The sequence below is a fragment of the Sphingobacterium thalpophilum genome, assembly GCF_038396785.1.
In the GTDB taxonomy this organism is placed as follows: Bacteria; Bacteroidota; Bacteroidia; order Sphingobacteriales; family Sphingobacteriaceae; genus Sphingobacterium; species Sphingobacterium thalpophilum_A.
Genome location: NZ_CP151087.1, coordinates 3,686,376 through 3,704,956 on the forward strand (window position 1 = coordinate 3,686,376; position 18,581 = coordinate 3,704,956).

At 39.4% G+C, this 18,581-nt stretch carries 17 protein-coding genes; 10 read left to right on the forward strand and 7 right to left on the reverse strand.

Annotated elements, in window-relative coordinates:
* Positions 1–183: 183 nt before the first annotated feature.
* Positions 184–1,518 carry an amidohydrolase family protein gene (locus AACH28_RS16405; RefSeq protein ID WP_341831012.1) on the reverse strand — a complete coding sequence of 445 codons (1,335 nt, stop codon included), beginning with the start codon at positions 1,516–1,518 and terminating at the stop codon, positions 184–186.
* A gap of 168 nt (positions 1,519–1,686) precedes the next feature.
* Between AACH28_RS16405 and AACH28_RS16410 the strand changes: the two genes are divergently transcribed.
* The 5 genes from AACH28_RS16410 to AACH28_RS16430 all read left to right on the forward strand — a co-directional run bounded on the left by AACH28_RS16410 (position 1,687) and on the right by AACH28_RS16430 (position 5,853).
* Positions 1,687–2,544 (forward strand): LytTR family DNA-binding domain-containing protein, encoded by an 858-nt coding sequence (locus AACH28_RS16410; protein WP_341831013.1) that lies wholly within the window; start codon positions 1,687–1,689, stop codon positions 2,542–2,544.
* A gap of 103 nt (positions 2,545–2,647) precedes the next feature.
* Positions 2,648–3,430 carry a CPBP family intramembrane glutamic endopeptidase gene (locus tag AACH28_RS16415; protein WP_336830429.1) on the forward strand — a complete coding sequence of 261 codons (783 nt, stop codon included), beginning with the start codon at positions 2,648–2,650 and terminating at the stop codon, positions 3,428–3,430.
* 190 nt (positions 3,431–3,620) lie between these two features.
* Entirely contained in the window at positions 3,621–4,751 is a 1,131-nt protein-coding gene (locus tag AACH28_RS16420; protein WP_341831014.1) for an SH3 domain-containing protein, read from the forward strand.
* Positions 4,752–4,901: 150 nt separating this feature from the next.
* Entirely contained in the window at positions 4,902–5,378 is a 477-nt protein-coding gene (locus AACH28_RS16425) for a hypothetical protein (RefSeq protein ID WP_341831015.1), read from the forward strand.
* Positions 5,379–5,385: 7 nt separating this feature from the next.
* On the forward strand, positions 5,386–5,853 hold the full coding sequence (locus tag AACH28_RS16430) for a hypothetical protein (protein WP_341831016.1): 468 nt from the start codon (positions 5,386–5,388) through the stop codon (positions 5,851–5,853).
* A gap of 128 nt (positions 5,854–5,981) precedes the next feature.
* Here AACH28_RS16430 and AACH28_RS16435 read toward each other — a convergent pair whose 3' ends face one another.
* From AACH28_RS16435 to AACH28_RS16450, 4 genes are all read right to left on the reverse strand, one after another.
* On the reverse strand, positions 5,982–6,731 hold the full coding sequence (locus tag AACH28_RS16435) for a LytTR family DNA-binding domain-containing protein (protein ID WP_341831017.1): 750 nt from the start codon (positions 6,729–6,731) through the stop codon (positions 5,982–5,984).
* 122 nt (positions 6,732–6,853) lie between these two features.
* Positions 6,854–7,921, reverse strand: coding sequence for a sensor histidine kinase (locus AACH28_RS16440; protein WP_341831018.1), 1,068 nt, complete (start codon positions 7,919–7,921; stop codon positions 6,854–6,856).
* 6 nt (positions 7,922–7,927) lie between these two features.
* On the reverse strand, positions 7,928–8,542 hold the full coding sequence (locus AACH28_RS16445; RefSeq protein WP_341831019.1) for a tetratricopeptide repeat protein: 615 nt from the start codon (positions 8,540–8,542) through the stop codon (positions 7,928–7,930).
* A 152-nt stretch (positions 8,543–8,694) separates the two neighbouring features.
* The gene (locus AACH28_RS16450; RefSeq protein ID WP_341831020.1) at positions 8,695–10,842 is read right to left on the reverse strand and encodes a carboxypeptidase-like regulatory domain-containing protein; all 2,148 of its coding nucleotides are present in this window, start codon (positions 10,840–10,842) and stop codon (positions 8,695–8,697) included.
* A gap of 270 nt (positions 10,843–11,112) precedes the next feature.
* On the opposite strand from AACH28_RS16450, the gene AACH28_RS16455 reads away from it, so the two are divergent.
* The 5 genes from AACH28_RS16455 to AACH28_RS16475 all read left to right on the forward strand — a co-directional run bounded on the left by AACH28_RS16455 (position 11,113) and on the right by AACH28_RS16475 (position 16,395).
* Entirely contained in the window at positions 11,113–12,081 is a 969-nt protein-coding gene (locus AACH28_RS16455) for a D-2-hydroxyacid dehydrogenase family protein (RefSeq protein WP_341831021.1), read from the forward strand.
* A 23-nt stretch (positions 12,082–12,104) separates the two neighbouring features.
* Entirely contained in the window at positions 12,105–13,151 is a 1,047-nt protein-coding gene (locus tag AACH28_RS16460) for an 8-amino-7-oxononanoate synthase (protein WP_341831022.1), read from the forward strand.
* A gap of 247 nt (positions 13,152–13,398) precedes the next feature.
* The gene (locus tag AACH28_RS16465; protein ID WP_046673299.1) at positions 13,399–13,683 is read left to right on the forward strand and encodes an HU family DNA-binding protein; all 285 of its coding nucleotides are present in this window, start codon (positions 13,399–13,401) and stop codon (positions 13,681–13,683) included.
* An 18-nt stretch (positions 13,684–13,701) separates the two neighbouring features.
* The gene (locus tag AACH28_RS16470) at positions 13,702–14,538 is read left to right on the forward strand and encodes a tetratricopeptide repeat protein (protein ID WP_070562796.1); all 837 of its coding nucleotides are present in this window, start codon (positions 13,702–13,704) and stop codon (positions 14,536–14,538) included.
* Between the two features lie 303 nt (positions 14,539–14,841).
* Positions 14,842–16,395, forward strand: a complete 1,554-nt coding sequence (locus AACH28_RS16475; RefSeq protein WP_341831023.1) for an Rne/Rng family ribonuclease — start codon at positions 14,842–14,844, stop codon at positions 16,393–16,395.
* Between the two features lie 69 nt (positions 16,396–16,464).
* On the opposite strand, the gene miaA is transcribed toward AACH28_RS16475, so the two are convergent.
* The gene (gene miaA, locus AACH28_RS16480) at positions 16,465–17,364 is read right to left on the reverse strand and encodes a tRNA (adenosine(37)-N6)-dimethylallyltransferase MiaA (protein WP_341831024.1); all 900 of its coding nucleotides are present in this window, start codon (positions 17,362–17,364) and stop codon (positions 16,465–16,467) included.
* Complete coding sequence (locus tag AACH28_RS16485; protein ID WP_070562808.1) at positions 17,361–18,533, reverse strand: Gfo/Idh/MocA family protein; 1,173 nt, start codon at positions 18,531–18,533, stop codon at positions 17,361–17,363. The genes miaA and AACH28_RS16485 overlap by 4 nt, the downstream gene beginning before the upstream one ends.
* Between the last annotated feature and the right edge of the window lie 48 nt (positions 18,534–18,581).

Consider the following 18,581-nt stretch of genomic DNA (forward strand, 5'->3'; position numbering starts at 1 on the left):
TTTACTCTTCAAATAAATTATACCGTAATGCAACCGCCTGTAGCAAGCAATGGTAAAAATTATTTAATTCTTTTTTCACCTTGAAGAGCCTAAATGACCCTTTTAATTGATTTTATCGAAAATACATCGTATCATCGCAATAAGAAATATTTTCGATAAACAATAAATTCGAACTTAGAAATATTACTGTTTTTTGAGACTATTTTTGTAAATCTGACCGTCTTTCATGATCAATAAAAAGTTTTTTTCTGGATCTGCCAATAGTTTTAAATTCTTAAGAGGATCTCCGTCTACAAGGATTAAGTCTGCCAAAGCTCCTTCTTCCACTGCCCCCAGCTTGCCAGGATAAGGACTTCTTAATCCCGAAAGTTGCAGAAGCTCGCCATTGTCTTGGGTAATCATTTTAATGATTTCGGCATTTGTAAACCACTTTTGAAGGCGCAAAATAAAATTATTCTGCAATTTATTCAGATCCGGTTCAAAAAGGAAATCTGTACCCCAAGCTAGTTTTACTCCATATTTCTTAGCCATAGGCCATACTTTTTCCTGCCCTTCAATGACAGGCTTACGCTTGATTCTTCGTTGTGGATCCATATCGGGTGTATCTTCAACAAGGTTTTGTAAACTAAGCCAGATATTTTTTTTTGCGATTAGCTGTAAAGTTTCTTCGTCGAGCAATTGTCCATGTTCTATACATTTTACGCCAGCCTCGATCGCTCTTCGAATTGCTCTTGGCGTATACGCATGGACGGTAACATAGGTTCCCCAATCTTCGGCTGCATCTACTGCCGCTTTCATCTCATCTAGTGTGTATTGGGTGACATCTACAGGATCATATGCTGAAGATGTTCCTCCGCCTGCCATGAGTTTAATTTGACTCGCTCCGAACCTCAGATTCTCTCTCACTGCAGTCAATACCTCATCACGGCCATCGGCGATGAATGTTGCTCCATATCGCTCCGCACGAGAGACCACTCCAAAAAAACGACGTGATTTTTCCTCCGGTGTCCGAAAATCTCCATGCCCCGCTGTTTGACTAACAACAGCACCAGAAGGCCATATTCTAGGGCCTAGAAGCTTACCCTTGTCGATTGCCGCCTTTAATGGAAATATAGGGCCACCGACATCTCGTACACTTGTAAAACCCCGCATTAACATCTGTTGCGCCGAGAGCCCCACCGTGTTGATCAAGAATTCCTCGGAAAGGTCATTTGTCATCATTTGAGGCATTGTCAAAGCTCCAAATACCAAATGGACATGTACATCAATCAATCCAGGCATTAGGGTTTTGCCTTTAGCATCTATTTTAACAATATTCTTACCTTGCACGTCAATAGGAGATGTACTAATGGTTTGAATCGTGTTACCGTTTATTAAAACATGTTTTGGCGGAGTTAACATTTGAGTTTTATAATCGAGCAGTTTAACATTTTCTATTAAAACTTGCTTTTCCTGTGCTTGGATAACATGTGCAAAAGCCGAACAAAGACATAAAGTAAGTAGTTGACGTAAACGCATAGTTTGGAGATTTACGTTAATAAATAATATGACAAATCGATTTTAATTCAAGCGACTAATGTTGGCTTGAAAAAATATCTTCTAAGTTAAATCATAAATTCAATATATTTCAATTTTTTCGCTATAAATTTTCACTCTGCCGGCCAAAAACGCTAAATTTATCCAATCATGATATATAAAAAGCCTGTTCTAAATTATTTAAATAGCGTAATTCCCAAAATTGTATCCATAAGAGAGCTGCTCACCTATGCCTCTTTACTCGGCTTATCCGCTTATGTATTCCTACTGGTTTTTCAGCCATTTGGAACGTATAATTTTGAGCATGCCTATAAATTTAGCTTGTTATCCGGATATGGGGTCATATTATTCGTTGCATATGCCTTAATTTCTGTCCTCTTACGTAAAAAAAGAGGAACAATTGCGATAGAACTATTTCGTATTTTTCTTGTGCTCCTATTATCAATTTTTTTAAATTTCGTCTATCATGGCTGGTTCATCAATCAGGCCCCATTACAGTGGAATAACCTCCCCTATATTGGATTTTACACACTTTCACTTTACAGCCCAATTGCTACGATTTATTTTTTGCTTCGAGTTGATAAGCGTCATTCGTATTATGAAAAGAATAATTCGTCGATTGAACGTTTATCGATAAAGCCAGCGATCATATTGAGCCAAATGAATGACTGTCATTTGGGGCTGGTCGATATCCCCAATGGTAATCAATCGTTAAAGTTACTGCCAAGCGATTTTATTTTTGCAAAATCAATGGATAATTATTGCATGATCTATTTTAGGAAGGATGGTACGGTAAAGAAGCAGATGGTACGAATTACGTTGAGCCGATTGTCTGAACTCTTGAATACAATGTCTATTCACCGATGTCATCGGTCGTTTCTTGTTAACTTTGAAAAAATAATTGCAAAGGAAGGGAATGCCCAAGGTTTCTTGTTACGTTTTGCAGATACTGAAGATTGTGCTGTTATTTCAAGGTCTGCTATGGAATCAGTTAGACCGTATTTATAGGGCAGAAGATCGCCTCGCTGTTTTCAGTCAGCCCTAAGTCTTGCCATACGCCACATAACTTTGTTTACTCATCATGAGGGGCATAATTTTGCTCAAAAAAAAGATGAGCACAAAAAGTTTAAACCTGCTGGTATTATTCCTGTTCTTCGGAATATACTTTATCCTTGATAATTTGTTTTTTGCTAGGCTTCAACCCACGATGAGCAACTATGTCCACAGTAGATTTTTGGGGCATGTGCTGACGTATTCAATTAGCCTTGGACCACTGCTTTTGGGGGCAACGCTGCTTAAACCTAAAGTGCCGAATGAGTTCTTGGAAAAATTTGGTTTAAAGGGCTCTTTTTTACAGGGGCTATCTTTTGGAATTATAGCCACCTTACCCATGTTCTTGGGCTATGCCCTTGTTTTTACCTTCAACCGCAAAATAGATCCGAACACGCTATTAATAAATAGTGTGTCATCGGGTTTTTTTGAAGAAGTGATTTTTCGGGCCTATTTTTTTGGTTTAGTTTATCGCTATACCCGACTAGGTTTTATTCCATCCATTTTAGCCACCTCATTCCTTTTTGCTATACTGCATCTTTATCAGAGTCAGGATTTGGGAGAATTGGCCCTGATTTTTTGTACGACTTTCTTCGGCTCTATCCTATTTTCGTGGTTGTATGCCGAATGGAGTTTTAATCTTTGGATACCGATAGCACTTCATGTTTTGATGAATTCGGCATGGATGATCTTTGATGTTGCAGACAATGCTGCAGGAAATGGATGGAGCAATTTTTTCCGCTTCTTGACCCTCTTTATCGCTATCATTAGTACCATTGTTCATGTACGGAAGTCAGAGGCCGGTTTACAAATTAAAGGGAAAAATTTATGGCTAAAAGATTAAAAATTCCGCGGGATTTTAACGAGCCTTTGTGGCTATAGATATCCTATTCAAAGGGCCTCGTTCAAATTTGTAATGAGCTTTAGAATTTACCTCGCTAAAACTGTGAACCTTTTGATAATCGTATTGGCTCTCGGAGAACCCCTGAAAACCAGTATTTTTTTTTGGCATGGGAATCGCTACCTTGACCTTTATGAATAGACAACTATTTTCACCCCTATCTTTATTCCTTGGAGCGACATTATTCATGGGAATCTTGAGCTGTGGTCACAATACGAGGGTTAATAATACAGATTTAAAGGATTCTTCTGAACTTAAAACCATTGCCGTAAAGGATACGATGGATGCTGCTAAATTTCCTCCTTTGCCGATTGACTATGACAAGACAAAGGTTTTAAAAAACACCTATGTTGTTGATCGTGCTGGAGTCGAACTTAGACAAGGTGCAGATGGAGCGGCTCCGCTATTAGGAAAATATCCCTATGGCACAAAGCTCGATGTGATCGGTGAAGAAGGAGAATGGGTTGCTGTCATGGACCGTATACAGCGCGATTACAAAGGGAGAAATGGCGAAACAGGTGATGTAACACGATGGGAAAAGGTGTATGTAGCGAAGTCCAAGCTGGGGAAACAGGATCAGATTACAATTTCCCCCAGAGATTTAAATTCAATCGTCTCACTTACGATAAATGGTAAAGAAACGTATTATGAAAAGGGGCATTCTTTAGATAAGTATCTCCAGTTAGAGTTGATTGATAAGCAAACGTTCCTAGCCGCTCAGAATACGGCTAAAAATTATTTGATCAAGGATACCCTGTCTTATCCTAAAAACGGAAAAATCTTGGAATTGCCTTTGACCAATGGAAAAAAGTTAACTTTTACAGATAAGGATATCGATAATGAATTGGAAGCCAGTTATTCCTATAAAGGACATTATGATTTTCTAAATGCTTTTGCTGTTGATGGGAATTACTGGGAAAGTGCTGATGTGCGGCTTTTTGATAAACGGGATGGTCATCTAATTGTGGAATGTGGGGATTACCCCTACTTTTCTGCCGATAAAAATTATCTGATGACTTTGCACGCTGATCCCTATGAATCGACGGGTGACTTGCAGCTCTTCCACGTGAAACAAGGAAAGGTGACGCCGATGCTTTTTGTTAGTTTTAAAGAGTGGATGCCAACTTGGAAAGAGGAATTGATGTTTTGGGGCAAAGATGGATGCATATATACTGCTGCCAACCATATTGATGGCTATTGGGGCGATGAAGGATCGTTGAACGAACGATCACAGTTTATCCGAATAAAGATATTACCTTATTAAAGATCGACATAATTAAAAACCGGCATAAACTATACTTTTATTCATTTGCTGTAGGCGTATATATTTACTATTTTTCTGTTTTAAGTAAAACTATTCTGGCATGCACCTGTTGTATTCCATAAAATAGATTATAGTTTGTAATTTAGCTGGATGAAACTAAGAATACTATCGTTATTTACTATCCTTTTTCTCTTTACTACGTTGTCTATCGCACAAGATAAGCCCTGGAAACAACATAATAAATGGATCTGGGGTCCTTCAGCAGGGTATCAGTATCAAAGTGGTAATTTTCTGAAAGTTTCGGGCTGGGGCCTATTTGCACCTAATGATTTTCAATATATGAAAATTGATGCCGGAGCTAATTTCAGCTGGATGGGAGGTAAAACGACGGTTATTCCAGAACTGGGATTTACCTACTATCTAAATGATTTTGTTCTTTTCCCTTTTGTGAAAGCAGAGTTAACGCCTTACACTATAACGCCAAAAGTGGGGGCCAGTCTATTCTCCATTGTGGATCTGGGAATAGGTTATGGATTTGATTACAATACGAAGAAAAATTTTAAGCCGATTGACGGAATTACCGTTTCAGTAGGGGTAAATATTCCGCTCAATTTTCATATTTATTAATTGAAAAATGCGCAGTAAGACGATTTATAAACTCCTGAGGTCACTTGTTGTGTTGTTAGCGCTGGTTAGCAATCTAAAAGCGCAAGATTATTTAATCGGTCCTTCACTGAGTTATCAGTTCCAAAAAGGCAGTGTATTAAAAACGGGTGCTTATTTCGCATTCCCTTTTAGTGGAGATCATATACTGCGAGCAGATGCTACAGCTAACTTTACATGGACACAAAAAAAGTTTGCCGTAATCCCTGAGGCCGGAATAACGTATTATCCCCAAACGTATGTCTTGACTCCTTTTGTTCGTACAGAACTTACTCCATATACCATTACCCCCAAAGTTGGAGTGAGCTTGGCTACATTGGTGGATCTTGATTTTGGTTATGGATTTTCCATCAATGAAAAAAAAGATTATAATCCGATAAAGGGTTTTGCGGTGTCGCTCCGATTTAGTATTCCGCTAAATTATCGGATCAATATGTAGCTTAGTTTCGCGCCTAGTCTTAGCTTGGTTATGTCTGCCAAACGCTAAATTTGACGGGCCATTTTTTTGTGCTAGCCTATTTCTCTTGTAAAGCAATTACCCTATCTTACTTTTTGGGAACGGCAAGACTAATTGTCAAGCCATTTTTTGAAGGCTGAGACTTTCTCCCTGGAGACAATGAGCTCTTCGGATTCATAATGCTTGAGGTATATTTTTAGCCGGGCATTGGAATGTACAGCAATATTTTTGATGGCATCAAATTGAATAATCGTGCTTCGATTGATCCTAAAAAATGCTTTGGGTGACAGTTGCGGTGTTAGTGCGTCCAATGTCTGATCCAAAAGATAGTTTCCATTTTCGTTGGTATAAAGGTAAGTGCCTTTGTTTTCGCTGTAAATGCATTCAACTTGCTGGCTTGTCACAACTTTTAGACTTTGGCCGATTTTGATTGTAAAGCGTTCCTTAAATGTTGGGGCAGGGTTTCTAAACAACGCTTGAAGCGATGCCAGATCAAACTGGGGATTGGGGCGTCTAAATTGGCGGAATTTTTCAATTGCATTTTCCAATTCTTCATCTTCAATTGGCTTCAGCAGGTAATCGATGCTATTTTGTTTAAAAGCACGCAACATATATTCATCGTATGCGGTGGTAAAAATAATGGCCGAACAGGGTTTCACCTGCTCCAGGATGTCAAATGAAATCCCATCCGCGAGCTGAATATCCAAAAAAAGGAGGTCTGGGTCACTGTTTGACATAAACCACTCAATGGATTCTTCCACAGTTTGCAGTACAGCAGATACGGTGTAACCGAGTTCCTCAAGTTTTCTTCGAAGTAATCTCGCCGATGGAAGTTCGTCTTCTATAATTACTATTTTCATTACTTTTTTACGTGGTTATCGATCATCAGACCGTTGTATTGCTTAATTTGTTGAATCGTTGTGCCCATGCTATTGTTTTTGCTGTGCTTAGCTCCCGCATGTTTATTAAGAGCAGGTTACTTTTAAAAGACTATTTCATGGATAATAGGCAGTCCGACAGAAAATAATAGATCACTTTCTTGAATATACACAGGTAGATTGGACAGTATAGCATAACGTTCCTGAATATTTTTCAAACCGATTCCCGAATGATCATGGAGCACTTTCTTTTTTTGAAGATTGTTTTCAACATAGAGGTAATTATTTTTTCTATAAATCTTCAATAAAAGCGGCTTCCTGATCGAAATAATATTGTGTTTGATTGCATTTTCGATCAGTAATTGAAGGGAAAGCGGTAATATAAAACCAGTATGCTGTTCCGCATTGATCTGTAGATCGATCTGTATACCGGTTTCGAAGCGCAGACTCAAGAGGTTTAAATAAGCCTTTGAAAAAGTAAGCTCTTCCTGTAAAGAAACGATGCTTTTGTCCCTTTGTTCCAATACATAGCGATATATCTTAGAAAGGTCTGTCGTAAACATGCTGGCTTTTTTAGGGCTTTCCTCAATTAATCCATTCAATACATTCAGGCTGTTGAACAAAAAATGTGGGTCGAGTTGATTCTTGAGCGACTCAAATTGTGCTGCTATTTGTTGTTTTTCCTGATGAGATTCTTTGATTTGGTAATCTTTGAATCTTTTATAGAAATAGAAACCAAAAAAAATCATTGAAATGCACCAAGATATCATCGCGGTTTGAAAATAATATGCAACACGTTGTTGATGAATAAATTGGTGGAAACGCTGAGCGAAATTTTTGGGAACACCAGGGTTAAAAAGTCCGGAGAAAAAAGCATTGACAATAAAAACGACCAGTACGGTCAAGAAAAAACTGATACTGTAAAAAACAATCATCTTCTTCCCAAAATCTTTACTGTTCGGGTACTTTTTTCCGACCCATTTTGATAGATAGCTGTGACCCAGAAAGAGAAAAAATCCATATAGTAAACCTCGGACCATATTAGGGTGAAAGATGATGGATACCCAAGGGACATCATTATGGTCAAGCTTGGCCACAACCACAAAATAGATGGTCACGACCAGGCTTGCGAGTAGTGCTTGTATAATCGCTTTAAATGGTGCTTTTTTCACAACGTGTTATTTGCATTCCTTTACGAGTTGTTCTGCCCGATCTTTGCCCCATGAAGGTGCAAATGGCGTAGTAATCTTCTCTTCACCGAATAAAGATAGTGCTTTCTTTACATCCTCACATTCTTTGTTGGTATCCTGGTTAAAATATTTTTTTGCGTTTATTTGGAATTCCGCTAGTCCCAATACAGCCCGGGGGTTGTTTGGCGCAAGGGAGATGGCTTTTTTATATAGAGCTATAATCTTAGGCGAAAGCTCTTTGGCTTTTGTCATGGGATCTGTGATCATCAATGCTGTTTGGTTCATCGCTTTCAGTACAAGCCATTCTGAATTGTTGTCCTGGGCGCTATTGTTAAGTATTTCTTCTGCAGACTGTATATATTTTGCCTGTGTCTCTTTATTTTTCTCCCTAAAGGATGCTGTTGTCAGTACCATGGCCTGATAATAGGCAGGAATCCAATTGTCCTTTTCTGCCTGTGCAATACGTTCTAAAAGAGCGGCCGCTTTTTGTGTCTCTCCCGATTGCCATAGACTCATGGCTTGTCCCATACTTTTTTCAAAATTGCCTTGTGCAAACGCGCTGCCGCTTATAAGGCAGATGAGGGTGATAATAAATGATTTCATGATCTTTTGTTTTTAGTAATAAATATTTTTCTAAGTTATTGTTGTTGTGTTAGATGTATATGATATTGAATGTTATTAAAGTTGGTAATCCTTCGCTGCAAACCGAAATAATATTGGATGGACCGACATATTTCGATGATGGTTGATGTTTATTATAGATTGTCCAATTGATTGTCCTTTCCATTTTTACTGATTGTCCAGAAATAGCCTAGAAACACAAAGCGCTTGGCGGTAGGGACAATCGGTCTACGGTCATAGATTCCTTGTGAATTTGGTCGGTCTGCATATTGATAGCCATAGATTGGGCTAGCGCCAAGAACATTACTGACGGAGAAATGGATAATTTTTTGCTGGCTATAAAGGAACGACCAACTCATAGAAAGATTATTGTAACCTTTTGTATGGCTATTCATAAATACTGTTTGATTGGGATCATTGTAATTTCTGCCGGATACAAACGAATTTGTCACACTGAGCTGTGAACGTAGACTGGGTAGCCAGTATTTTCCAACGATATAGAAACTGTGTTTGTAGACATAAGGGGGAGTAACTGTTGTCGGATAATTCGCGTCATTTCGCTTACTGTCCGTATAAGAATATGAAATCCAGTATTGGAGGTTTTTGATGCTGCTGTTGTTTTTGTAAAATAGGTCAAAGCCTTTGACCTTACCGCTTCCGTTATTGTCATATTGGGTGTCGTAATTTGGCGTCGCACTGTTGTATTTTACCAAATTGTTGTATTCTTTATGATAAGCTTCTAATCGAAGTAAGTGCCCTCCACGGGCATAGAAATAATTTGCGATATAGTGATTGGCTTCCATCCAGCCAAGCTGAGGGGCATATTTTAATAGCGGTGTTGGTGCCTGCTGATGGAAGTTCCCATAGGCAAGTGAGAGCTGCGTATATTTATTTAATGCGTAGCCCAGCGAAGCTCTTGGTTCTAAAGTGTTCTTCGACTGCAAATTGGAGGAGGTTTCTCGTAAGCCGATTTTCCCGATTAAGTTCGGGAGGATGCCGAAGGTCGTTTCCGTAAATACGGCGGTCATCTTGCTATGATACCCGTAGTGATAACCAATGGTTTGTCGGTGATATTCTTCTTGATAATTGGTGTCGAAATATTCTATTCCGCCAATACTTTTAATCTTATTGTTCCAGACCTTACTTAGCATTCCTTTTAAGTGAAGACTTTTTTCTTCATTAGGTAGGTAAACGTCATCGTAGTGCAGCTTATCGGTCAGGTAGCCTAGGCCAATGCCGGACTGGAAAGTCCATCGGTTTCCCAGATTCTGACTGTAACTAATGTTGGCGTAGGCATTGTTGGATTTCTTTTTCAATGGGACAGGTTGCTCATAATTGATGTCTGCTTGGTAAAGTCCCATATTTTCGAAATTGTATGCCCCATAGATATTTAGAAAGCCTTCTTTAAACTGATGGCGATAGATCATTTCTCCGGAGGCGTTTTCATAGGGTTTTGTCCATTTGATATCTGGCGTAATAATTTTGGAATAAGGTTTTAAGTTGGTATAACTGCTGTTGAAGGTGAGGGAGTTTTTGCCCCATTGTAAGGTATGTCCCAAACCTAGTCCAACGGAAGATAGTGAAAACTCTGTTTTGCGTTGTTCTATGGTATTTTCGGTGTTTAGGGCTAGAATGCTGGATAGCGCATTACCAAATTCTGCCGAATAACCACCTGTAGAGAAATTTACGCCTTTAAAGAGCATGGGTGAAAATCGACCCCTTACAGGAACTTCATTTGGTGTTGCGGTGTAAGGTTGGGCTACTCTGATTCCATTGATGTAGGTCTGTGTTTCGGAGGCATCTCCACCGTGAACCATAAGACGTCCATTTTCTCCCCCAACCTGTGCACCGGGCAATGTTGCTAATGCGCTGATGATGTTTCCCATGCTGCCTGCCGTAGTGACAATATCCAATGGACTCATTACCGTGCTTTTTCCGGAGCTATTGGCTTGTAGCACCCCTGCCTGAATCGTGACTTCCTGTAGGCGATTCTCACTTTCTTGCATTTGAATAATCAGCAATTCTTTCTGAGGAAGCTGGATAGACTTACTATATGTTGGGAGGCCCACAACAGACGCTTTCAGCATTTTAGTACCTTGTTCACTAGTTTCAAACATAAAGTTTCCAAGCGAATCAGTCGTGCCGCCATCATAGGTGCCTTCAATAAAAACATTGGCTAAATATATCGGTTTGCCGTTTTTGCCCTGTACTTTCCCTTTTAAGATAGACTGTGCCGATACGATGGTAATACTTAAAAATAGTAAGGTTAATAACAGCTTCATTTTTCTTTAATTTTATTCAAATATCAGCGGCTGTAAATCTTCCTGCGAAAAAGAGTGGACGGAATGTCAAAATATCATGACGAATTGCAGGATTCCAACTTTATGCTGTAAATTGATATCGAAAAACAAAATTTCCTCCATAATAAGTTCCGCAATGGAAAGTGGAGAGCGCGAGAAATTGCTTTTATAAGCATGTACTTATAACGGATATAAAAGTCATTTTACTTTCGTTTGATATTGAAAATAAGAGTTTAAAATAAGTCAGAAAAAATGCGAATAACCATTTTAGATGACTATCAAGACGCTGTCCGAAAGTTGGACTGTTTCAAAATTCTTGATGGTCACGATGTCCAAATATTGAAACAGTCCTATGCAGATCCGGCTTTACTGCCGGAAAAATTGAGCGATACGGAAGCGCTAGTGCTTATCAGAGAGCGGACACGGATTACAGAAGATCTGTTGTCTCAGCTTCCCAAGCTAAAGTTAATTAGCCAGACGGGCAAAATTTCAAACCATTTGGATTTGGCTGTTTGTAGCCGTTTCCATGTGGCTGTTGCTGAAAGTATGGGCTCTCCTGTTGCTCCCGCTGAATTGACTTGGCTTTTGATCATGAATGCCCTCCGTGGTTTACCTAAGGCTCTTTCTGATATGGACAAAGGCCTATGGCAAACGAACATGGGAGAGTGTGTCGCCGGAAAAACAATAGGGATATGGAGCTATGGAAAAATAGGGAAGCGAATCGCGCAATATGCAAAGGCTTTTGGTGCCCAAGTAATTGTTTGGGGAAGCGAAAATTCCCGAGAAGAAGCTGTGGGAGATGGTTTTTTAGCTGCCGCCAGTAAATCCGATTTTTTTCATTTTTCAGATGTTGTTACTTTACACCTTAGGTTAGTGCCTGAGACGCGAGGTGTCGTAAAGCTCGAAGATCTCCGGTCTATGAAGCCGACAGCGCTTTTTGTCAATACCTCTCGTGCTGAGTTGGTTGAAGAGGGGGCACTATTGACCGCGCTCGAGACAGGTGTTCCGGGGATGGCTGCGGTAGATGTCTATGAGTCCGAACCAATCTTTGATCCGAACTATCCATTATTGCAGCTGCCAAATGTACTTTGTACACCCCATATTGGCTATGTGGAGAAAAATGGTTACGAACAATTATTTAGACTTGCTTTTGAGAATATTGTAGCCTTTTCCGGGGGCGATCCACAGCATATCGCTAACCCCGAAGTTTTGACCTGTTAATTAAATGAATCGGCTATATATAGATGAATAATTTTACGCATTTAGAACAACCAACAGGTCGCGTTATTGTGGTTGACGGTAAGGAATATCTTTTTTTTGGTGGAACTTCCTATCTAGGGCTGGCAACAGATAAAGCATATGCTGCTATTTTTATAGAAGGTATACGGCGGTATGGTATCAACAATGGCACTTCACGAAATAATAATGTGCAACAGGCCATATTTGACCAAGCCGAAGAATATGCAGCAAAGCGTTTTGGTTTTGAAGCAAGCCTGTTGCTCTCAAGTGGATATCTGGCAACGCAATTTCTTGTAAGAACCTTGGCGACCGAAGGAGAAGTATTGTACGCTCCCGCCTGCCACCCTTCTTTATGGCTAGATAAGAAGCCTGTCGCGACTGGGCATTTTGTTGAATGGGCCAATGCAACGATCGAGTATATCAATCATTCAGCCCAAACATCATTTATCATCGTTAGCAATAGCTTGGACAATATGCGGCCAGAATTATACGATTTCACGGTTTTCAATCGTATTGATCCGAACAAAAAGATTATATTGCTCTTGGACGATTCTCACGGAATAGGAGTTTTGCGCAAGAATGGCATTTCATTAGATAAGAGTAGTTTTCAACAGGCTAATATTGAGCTGGTTGTCGTCGCATCCTTGGCAAAAGGCCTGGCAACAGATGCTGGATTGATTTTGGCCGATGGAGAACGGATCAAGTATCTCAAGCGATCAAACTTTTATACAGGGGCTTCGCCAAGTTCACCAGCGAGCTTATATGCATTTGTTCATGGAGAGCAGATTTATCTACAGCAATTTGAAAAGCTGCAGTATAATATTAATTCCTTCAGAGAACATGTAGAGCCTGGATTAGACGCTGTTGCTAATTTTCCAGTCTTTTCTTCAATGGATCCAGGCCTTTATACGAGGCTGATGAATGCTGGAATACTGGTTTCAAGTTTTCCTTATCCCCTTGCTACAGATCCCCTATTAAATCGGATTGTGGTAAATGCACACCATACCAAGGCGGATTTGGATCAGCTAAGTCATGCAATTGGCATATATTGATTTTTATATGACAACTAATAAGTCAACATCTTGTAAATTAGATAATTGTTTTTATTTTTGAGGTTTATTTAAGGGTTGGTCGAACGTAATGTCTCGTTAATTGATTGTAAATGTTTGGCTTTTGGAAGCTTATTTATCAAAAAAGTATTTAAATAATTTCCATTACTCATTTTAAAACAATACTTTTGCATCCCCAAACATTAGTTGGCTTAAGGGTTGAAAAATAAATAATTACAGTAAAATAGATATGACTAAAGCAGAAATTATTGCAGAAATCTCTACCAAAACTGGCTTAGAGAAGGTAGATGTTCAAGAAACCGTAGAGGCGTTCTTTAAAGTTGTCAAAAACGCAATGATCGGAGGAGAAAATGTATATGTAAGAGGTTTTGGTAGCTTCGTAGTCAAAAAAAGAGCTGAGAAGACTGCAAGAAACATTTCAAAAAATACAGCAATCATTATCCCAGAACACTTTGTTCCTAGTTTCAAGCCAGCAAAAATTTTCGTAGAGAAAGTAAAGAATGGCAATAAATAATCTTTAAAATAGATTAAAATGGCAAAAACCAAACAGATAATAGTCATAGGATCAGTAGTAGCCTTGGTTGCTGTGCTTTTAGCGCAGCCTATTAAAGGTTTGGTGAACAAAGAAAAACAAACTGCTGCAGCATCTGAGTCGAAGCCGTCCAATGAAGTAAATTTGGAAAATATATCTTCGATGACAAAACAAGGTTTAGATGCTAGTTTAGTCAAAGAAATTTCCGATATTGAGGGCCAAGTTGCAAAAGCTTCTGGAGAGGATAAGATAAAGCTGTTGCAACAGTTGGCAAATAAGTGGGATGATGTCGCAAAACCAGCCCCTCAGGCTTTCATCTATGAGGAAATGGCGAAGGTTTCACCGAAGTTTGAGTATTGGTTGAAAGCAGGTAATGCTTATCGTGCCGCTTATACAAATTTGCAAGATTCTACTTTAGCTCAAGCGTTGAATCAAAATGCTATTCATGCATATGAGGCTGCGTTAAAAGCGAATACAAGTAGTTTAGATGCAAAAACAGGATTGGGTGCCGCAATGGTATCGGGAACGAACAACCCTATGGCAGGTATTGCCTTGTTGCGAGAAGTCGTTGCTGCCGATCCTAAAAACTTAGAAGCAAACAAAACTTTGGGATTGTTTTCATTACAATCCCGTCAGTTTGACAAAGCCATCGAGCGTTTTAAGACCGTTATCGATCAAAAACCCGATGCTGAGTCATACTTTTACTTAGCCACAGGCTATGAAAATATTGGGATGAAAAAGGAAGCCGTTACAGCTTTTCAAAAAAGTAAGGAACTGGCAGCCGATCCTTCCCTATCACAATTCATCGATCGAAAGATTGCCGAATTGAGCAAGTAATTAATTTATTATTTATAATCATTAAAAAATTTAGCTATGCCAAGCGGAAAAAAAAGAAAAAGACACAAGATGGCTACTCACAAACGTAAAAAACGTTTAAGAAAAAATAGACACAAGAAAAAATAGTCTTGTGATAAGCTTTTAAACATCTTGGCCCATTTTGCTGAGATAGCTTTACGAAACGATCTACATGTCTGTGAAGGGGATGTAGATTGTTTTTTTCGTAACAACGTTCTTTAAATGTTTAATCGGATACCCAAGATTGCGATAGGATATTGCATAGGTATCAAAAATGAGTAGCTTTTGGTAAAGGAATTAATTATCGATTCAACTCCTGATAAAGGGGTAACTATTGCTTTACTACAAGATAAGCAGCTTGTTGAACTTAACCGCGAGCCCGCAAACAATAACTTCGCTGTTGGAGATATCTATCTCGGACGTATCAAGCGAATTATGCCTGGGCTTAATGCAGCTTTCGTAGATGTAGGCTACGAAAAGGATGCTTTTCTACACTATTTAGATTTGGGTCCTCAAGTTCAATCTTTGCTAAAGCTTACGCGTATAGTGAAGAATGGCAGTTATCAAGAGAAACTGCTCAATAGTTTAAAACTTGAAAAGGATATCGATAAAGCTGGTAAGATCTCTGATGTCTTGAGCAAAAATATGCTCGTGCCAGTACAAATCGCCAAAGAACCCATTTCAACAAAAGGACCGCGTCTGAGTTCAGACCTTTCAATAGCAGGTCGTTTTGTCGTTTTGGTACCTTTCTCAAGTACTGTTTCCATTTCCAAGCGTATCAAAGGTAGTAATGAACGCAATCGCCTGAAAAAGATTGTCGAAGGAATTAAGCCAGCTAATTTTGGCGTTATCATTCGTACAGTTTCCGAGGGTAAGGGTGTTGAAGAACTACAACGTGACTTATTGGACCTGATCTCAAAATGGGAGCTATTTACCAAACGTCTTCGTAATGCTGAACCGCCTCAAAAGGTTCTTGGCGAAATGGATCGTGCATCCACTATTCTACGGGATATTTTGACAGACGAGTTTTCGCATATTTATGTTAATGATCCTTCGATCTTCGAAGAAACAAAATCATATATACACGATATATCTCCAGACTTGGAGAAAATTGTCAAACTTTATAAACATAAAGAGCCAATTTTTGATCATTTCGGAGTTGAAAAGCAAATCAAGGCAGCTTTTGGCAAAACTGTAACGTTGCCGGGCGGTGCGTATCTCGTTATTGAGCATACCGAAGCCTTGCATGTCATTGATGTCAACAGTGGTAACCGTTCTGCTAATAAGGAGAATCAGGAAGACAATGCATTGCTGGTCAATATGGAAGCAGCAAAAGAAATTGCGCGTCAGCTGCGTTTGCGTGATATGGGCGGAATTGTAGTCATCGATTTTATCGATATGCATAAACCCAATCATCGAAAAGAGTTGTATACGTTCTTAAAAGAATGTATGGTAGCGGATAGAGCGAGACATACAATTTTGCCTCCAAGTAAATTTGGATTGGTTCAAATTACACGTCAGCGCGTTAGACCTGAAATGAATATCGTCACAAACGAAAAATGTCCGGCTTGTGATGGTACAGGTGAAATCCGATCAAGTATTGTCCTCATGGATGATATTGAAAATAATTTGAGCTTTATTCTTCAAGAACAGAACGAAAAGAAGGTGACCTTATGTGTTCACCCTTATATAGACACCTACATTAAGTCTGGTTTGATTTCTAAAAGAATGAAATGGTTCATGAAGTACGGAAAATGGATTAAAGTAAATCCAATGACGTCATATTATCTAACTGAATTCCATTTCTTCAATGCGAAGGATGAAGAAATCAAGTTATAATAGAAAGAGATTAACGAAAAGGGTTAGTAGTGATACTAACCCTTTTTTGTTTTTATATCATTGTACTGTTTATACCCAATGGATAATTATGCCGTCTTTTTCCATTTTGCGGAAGTAAGTCATTTGTCTTTTGGCATAGCGATGTATTTCTGTCTCCAGTTTTGTGGTAAAAGCAGGATAATCGAGCTGTCCAAGAAGATGGAGTGACGCATATTTATACTCCAAACCATAGTATTGAAGTTGCTCGTGTGTAATACCTTCTGTCAAGAGCCCGCACACTTCTGCTAATAAGCCATCATTTAATCGTTGTTTTAATCTTTGGCTAATGTGTTCGCGTCGGATTTCCACTGACGGATTTAATCCGATAACGATGCTATCTACCGTTTGTTGCTGAGCGATGTGATCGGGGTGAGTATCTAAAAATGCTAATATTTCTATTGCGCGGATGATACGTTTTTTGGTCGAAAGATCGATTTGGAAATTCGCGGGTAGTGTATATTCCTGAAGGCGTTTTAACAACTCTGTCTCTGGGAGGGGAAGTAATGACTCCTTGAGGCCTTCGATAGATGGGATCAGCGCATATGGATTTTGTTGGATTACACTTTGGATATATAAGCCTGTACCACCACAAAGGATAGTATGTTTTCCCCTTTCTAGAATGGATTGTCGGGCTTGATGGAAGTCAGCGATAAAGTTTCCGAGATGATAGCGTTCTCCCGGTTCATGGGTGTCGATAAGATGATAGGGAATATCTTGATATTCAGATAGATCTTTTCCCGTACCGATGTCCATTCTTTTATAGATTTGGCGGGAATCTCCACTGATGATTTCAGCATCGATGCGTTGCGCCAGTTGAACGGCTAGTTTCGTCTTTCCTGAAGCTGTAGGTCCTAAGATAACGATAACTTTCTCTTTCGGAACGGTTTGCTGTTCCAAAAGAGAAAGTGTATATTTTAATCTGTCTATCACAGAACAAATTTAGTCCATTTTTCTGTTCCTTCGTTATTTTTTACGACAGTATCGATAAAAGCCATGCCTCTTACGCCATCGTAAACTGTTGGAAAATCTTGTTGTTCAGCTGTCGGAATTTGTCCTTCACGTTTTGCCGTAACTGTTGCCGCAAAATTACGGTAGATATTTGCAAATGATTCTAATAGCCCTTCAGGGTGACCCGCTGGTACACGGGTATTATGTGTTGCAAACGAACTCAACGTATAAGGCGCTGCGTAAGCATTGCCTGTGCGATAAAGCTGACGAGGCTGATCAAGCATTTTGATAATTAAATTGTTCGGATCCTCATTCGCCCATTCCAATCCACCTTTTTCACCATAGATACGGATACGAACCGCATTTTCTTCTCCGGCTGAAATTTGCGAAGCCATCAATACTCCTTTAGCACCATTTTCGAAACGCAAAAGCACCGACCCATCGTCATCCAATAGACGGCCTTCAACAAATGTTGTTAGGTCTGCACATAGCTCTTGGATTTTTAAGCCCGATACATATTCCGCTAAATGCGCAGCATGGGTACCGATATCACCCATAACCAACGATTTACCCGAGCGTTTCGGATCTGCACGCCAAGCAGCTCCTGCATTACCCTCGCGTTCCGTTAAACGACTTAACCAACCTTGTGGATACTCAACAACAATCTTTCTGATCTTACCGAAGTGACCTTCTTTGACCATTGCTTTGGCTTGTTTAACCATTGGGTAGCCTGAATACGTATGGGTAAGGCACAGCGTACGACCAGTACGTTCTACCGTTTCTTGTAATTCTTTTGCTTCTTCAACAGATACTGTCATTGGTTTTTCAACGACAACATCAAAACCTTTTTCTAGCGCTAATTTAGCTGGAGCAAAATGTAAAAAATTGGGTGTTACGATCGTTACAAAATCCATGCGTTCGCCTTCGGGAAGCAAAGATTCTTTTTCGATCATCTCTTCATAGTTTAGATAGACACGCTCAGGAGCTACAAATAAGTCCTCTCCAGATTGTTTTGAAATCTGTGGATCAATACTAAATGCACCACAAACCAGTTCAATCTTGCCATCCATAAAAGCAGCAATACGGTGTACAGCGCCAATAAAGGCATCGTTTCCGCCTCCGACCATACCCATGCGAAGTTTTCTCTTCATAACGTTATTATTTTTGATTATTTATTTTTCAAACTTTTACAGTGTACA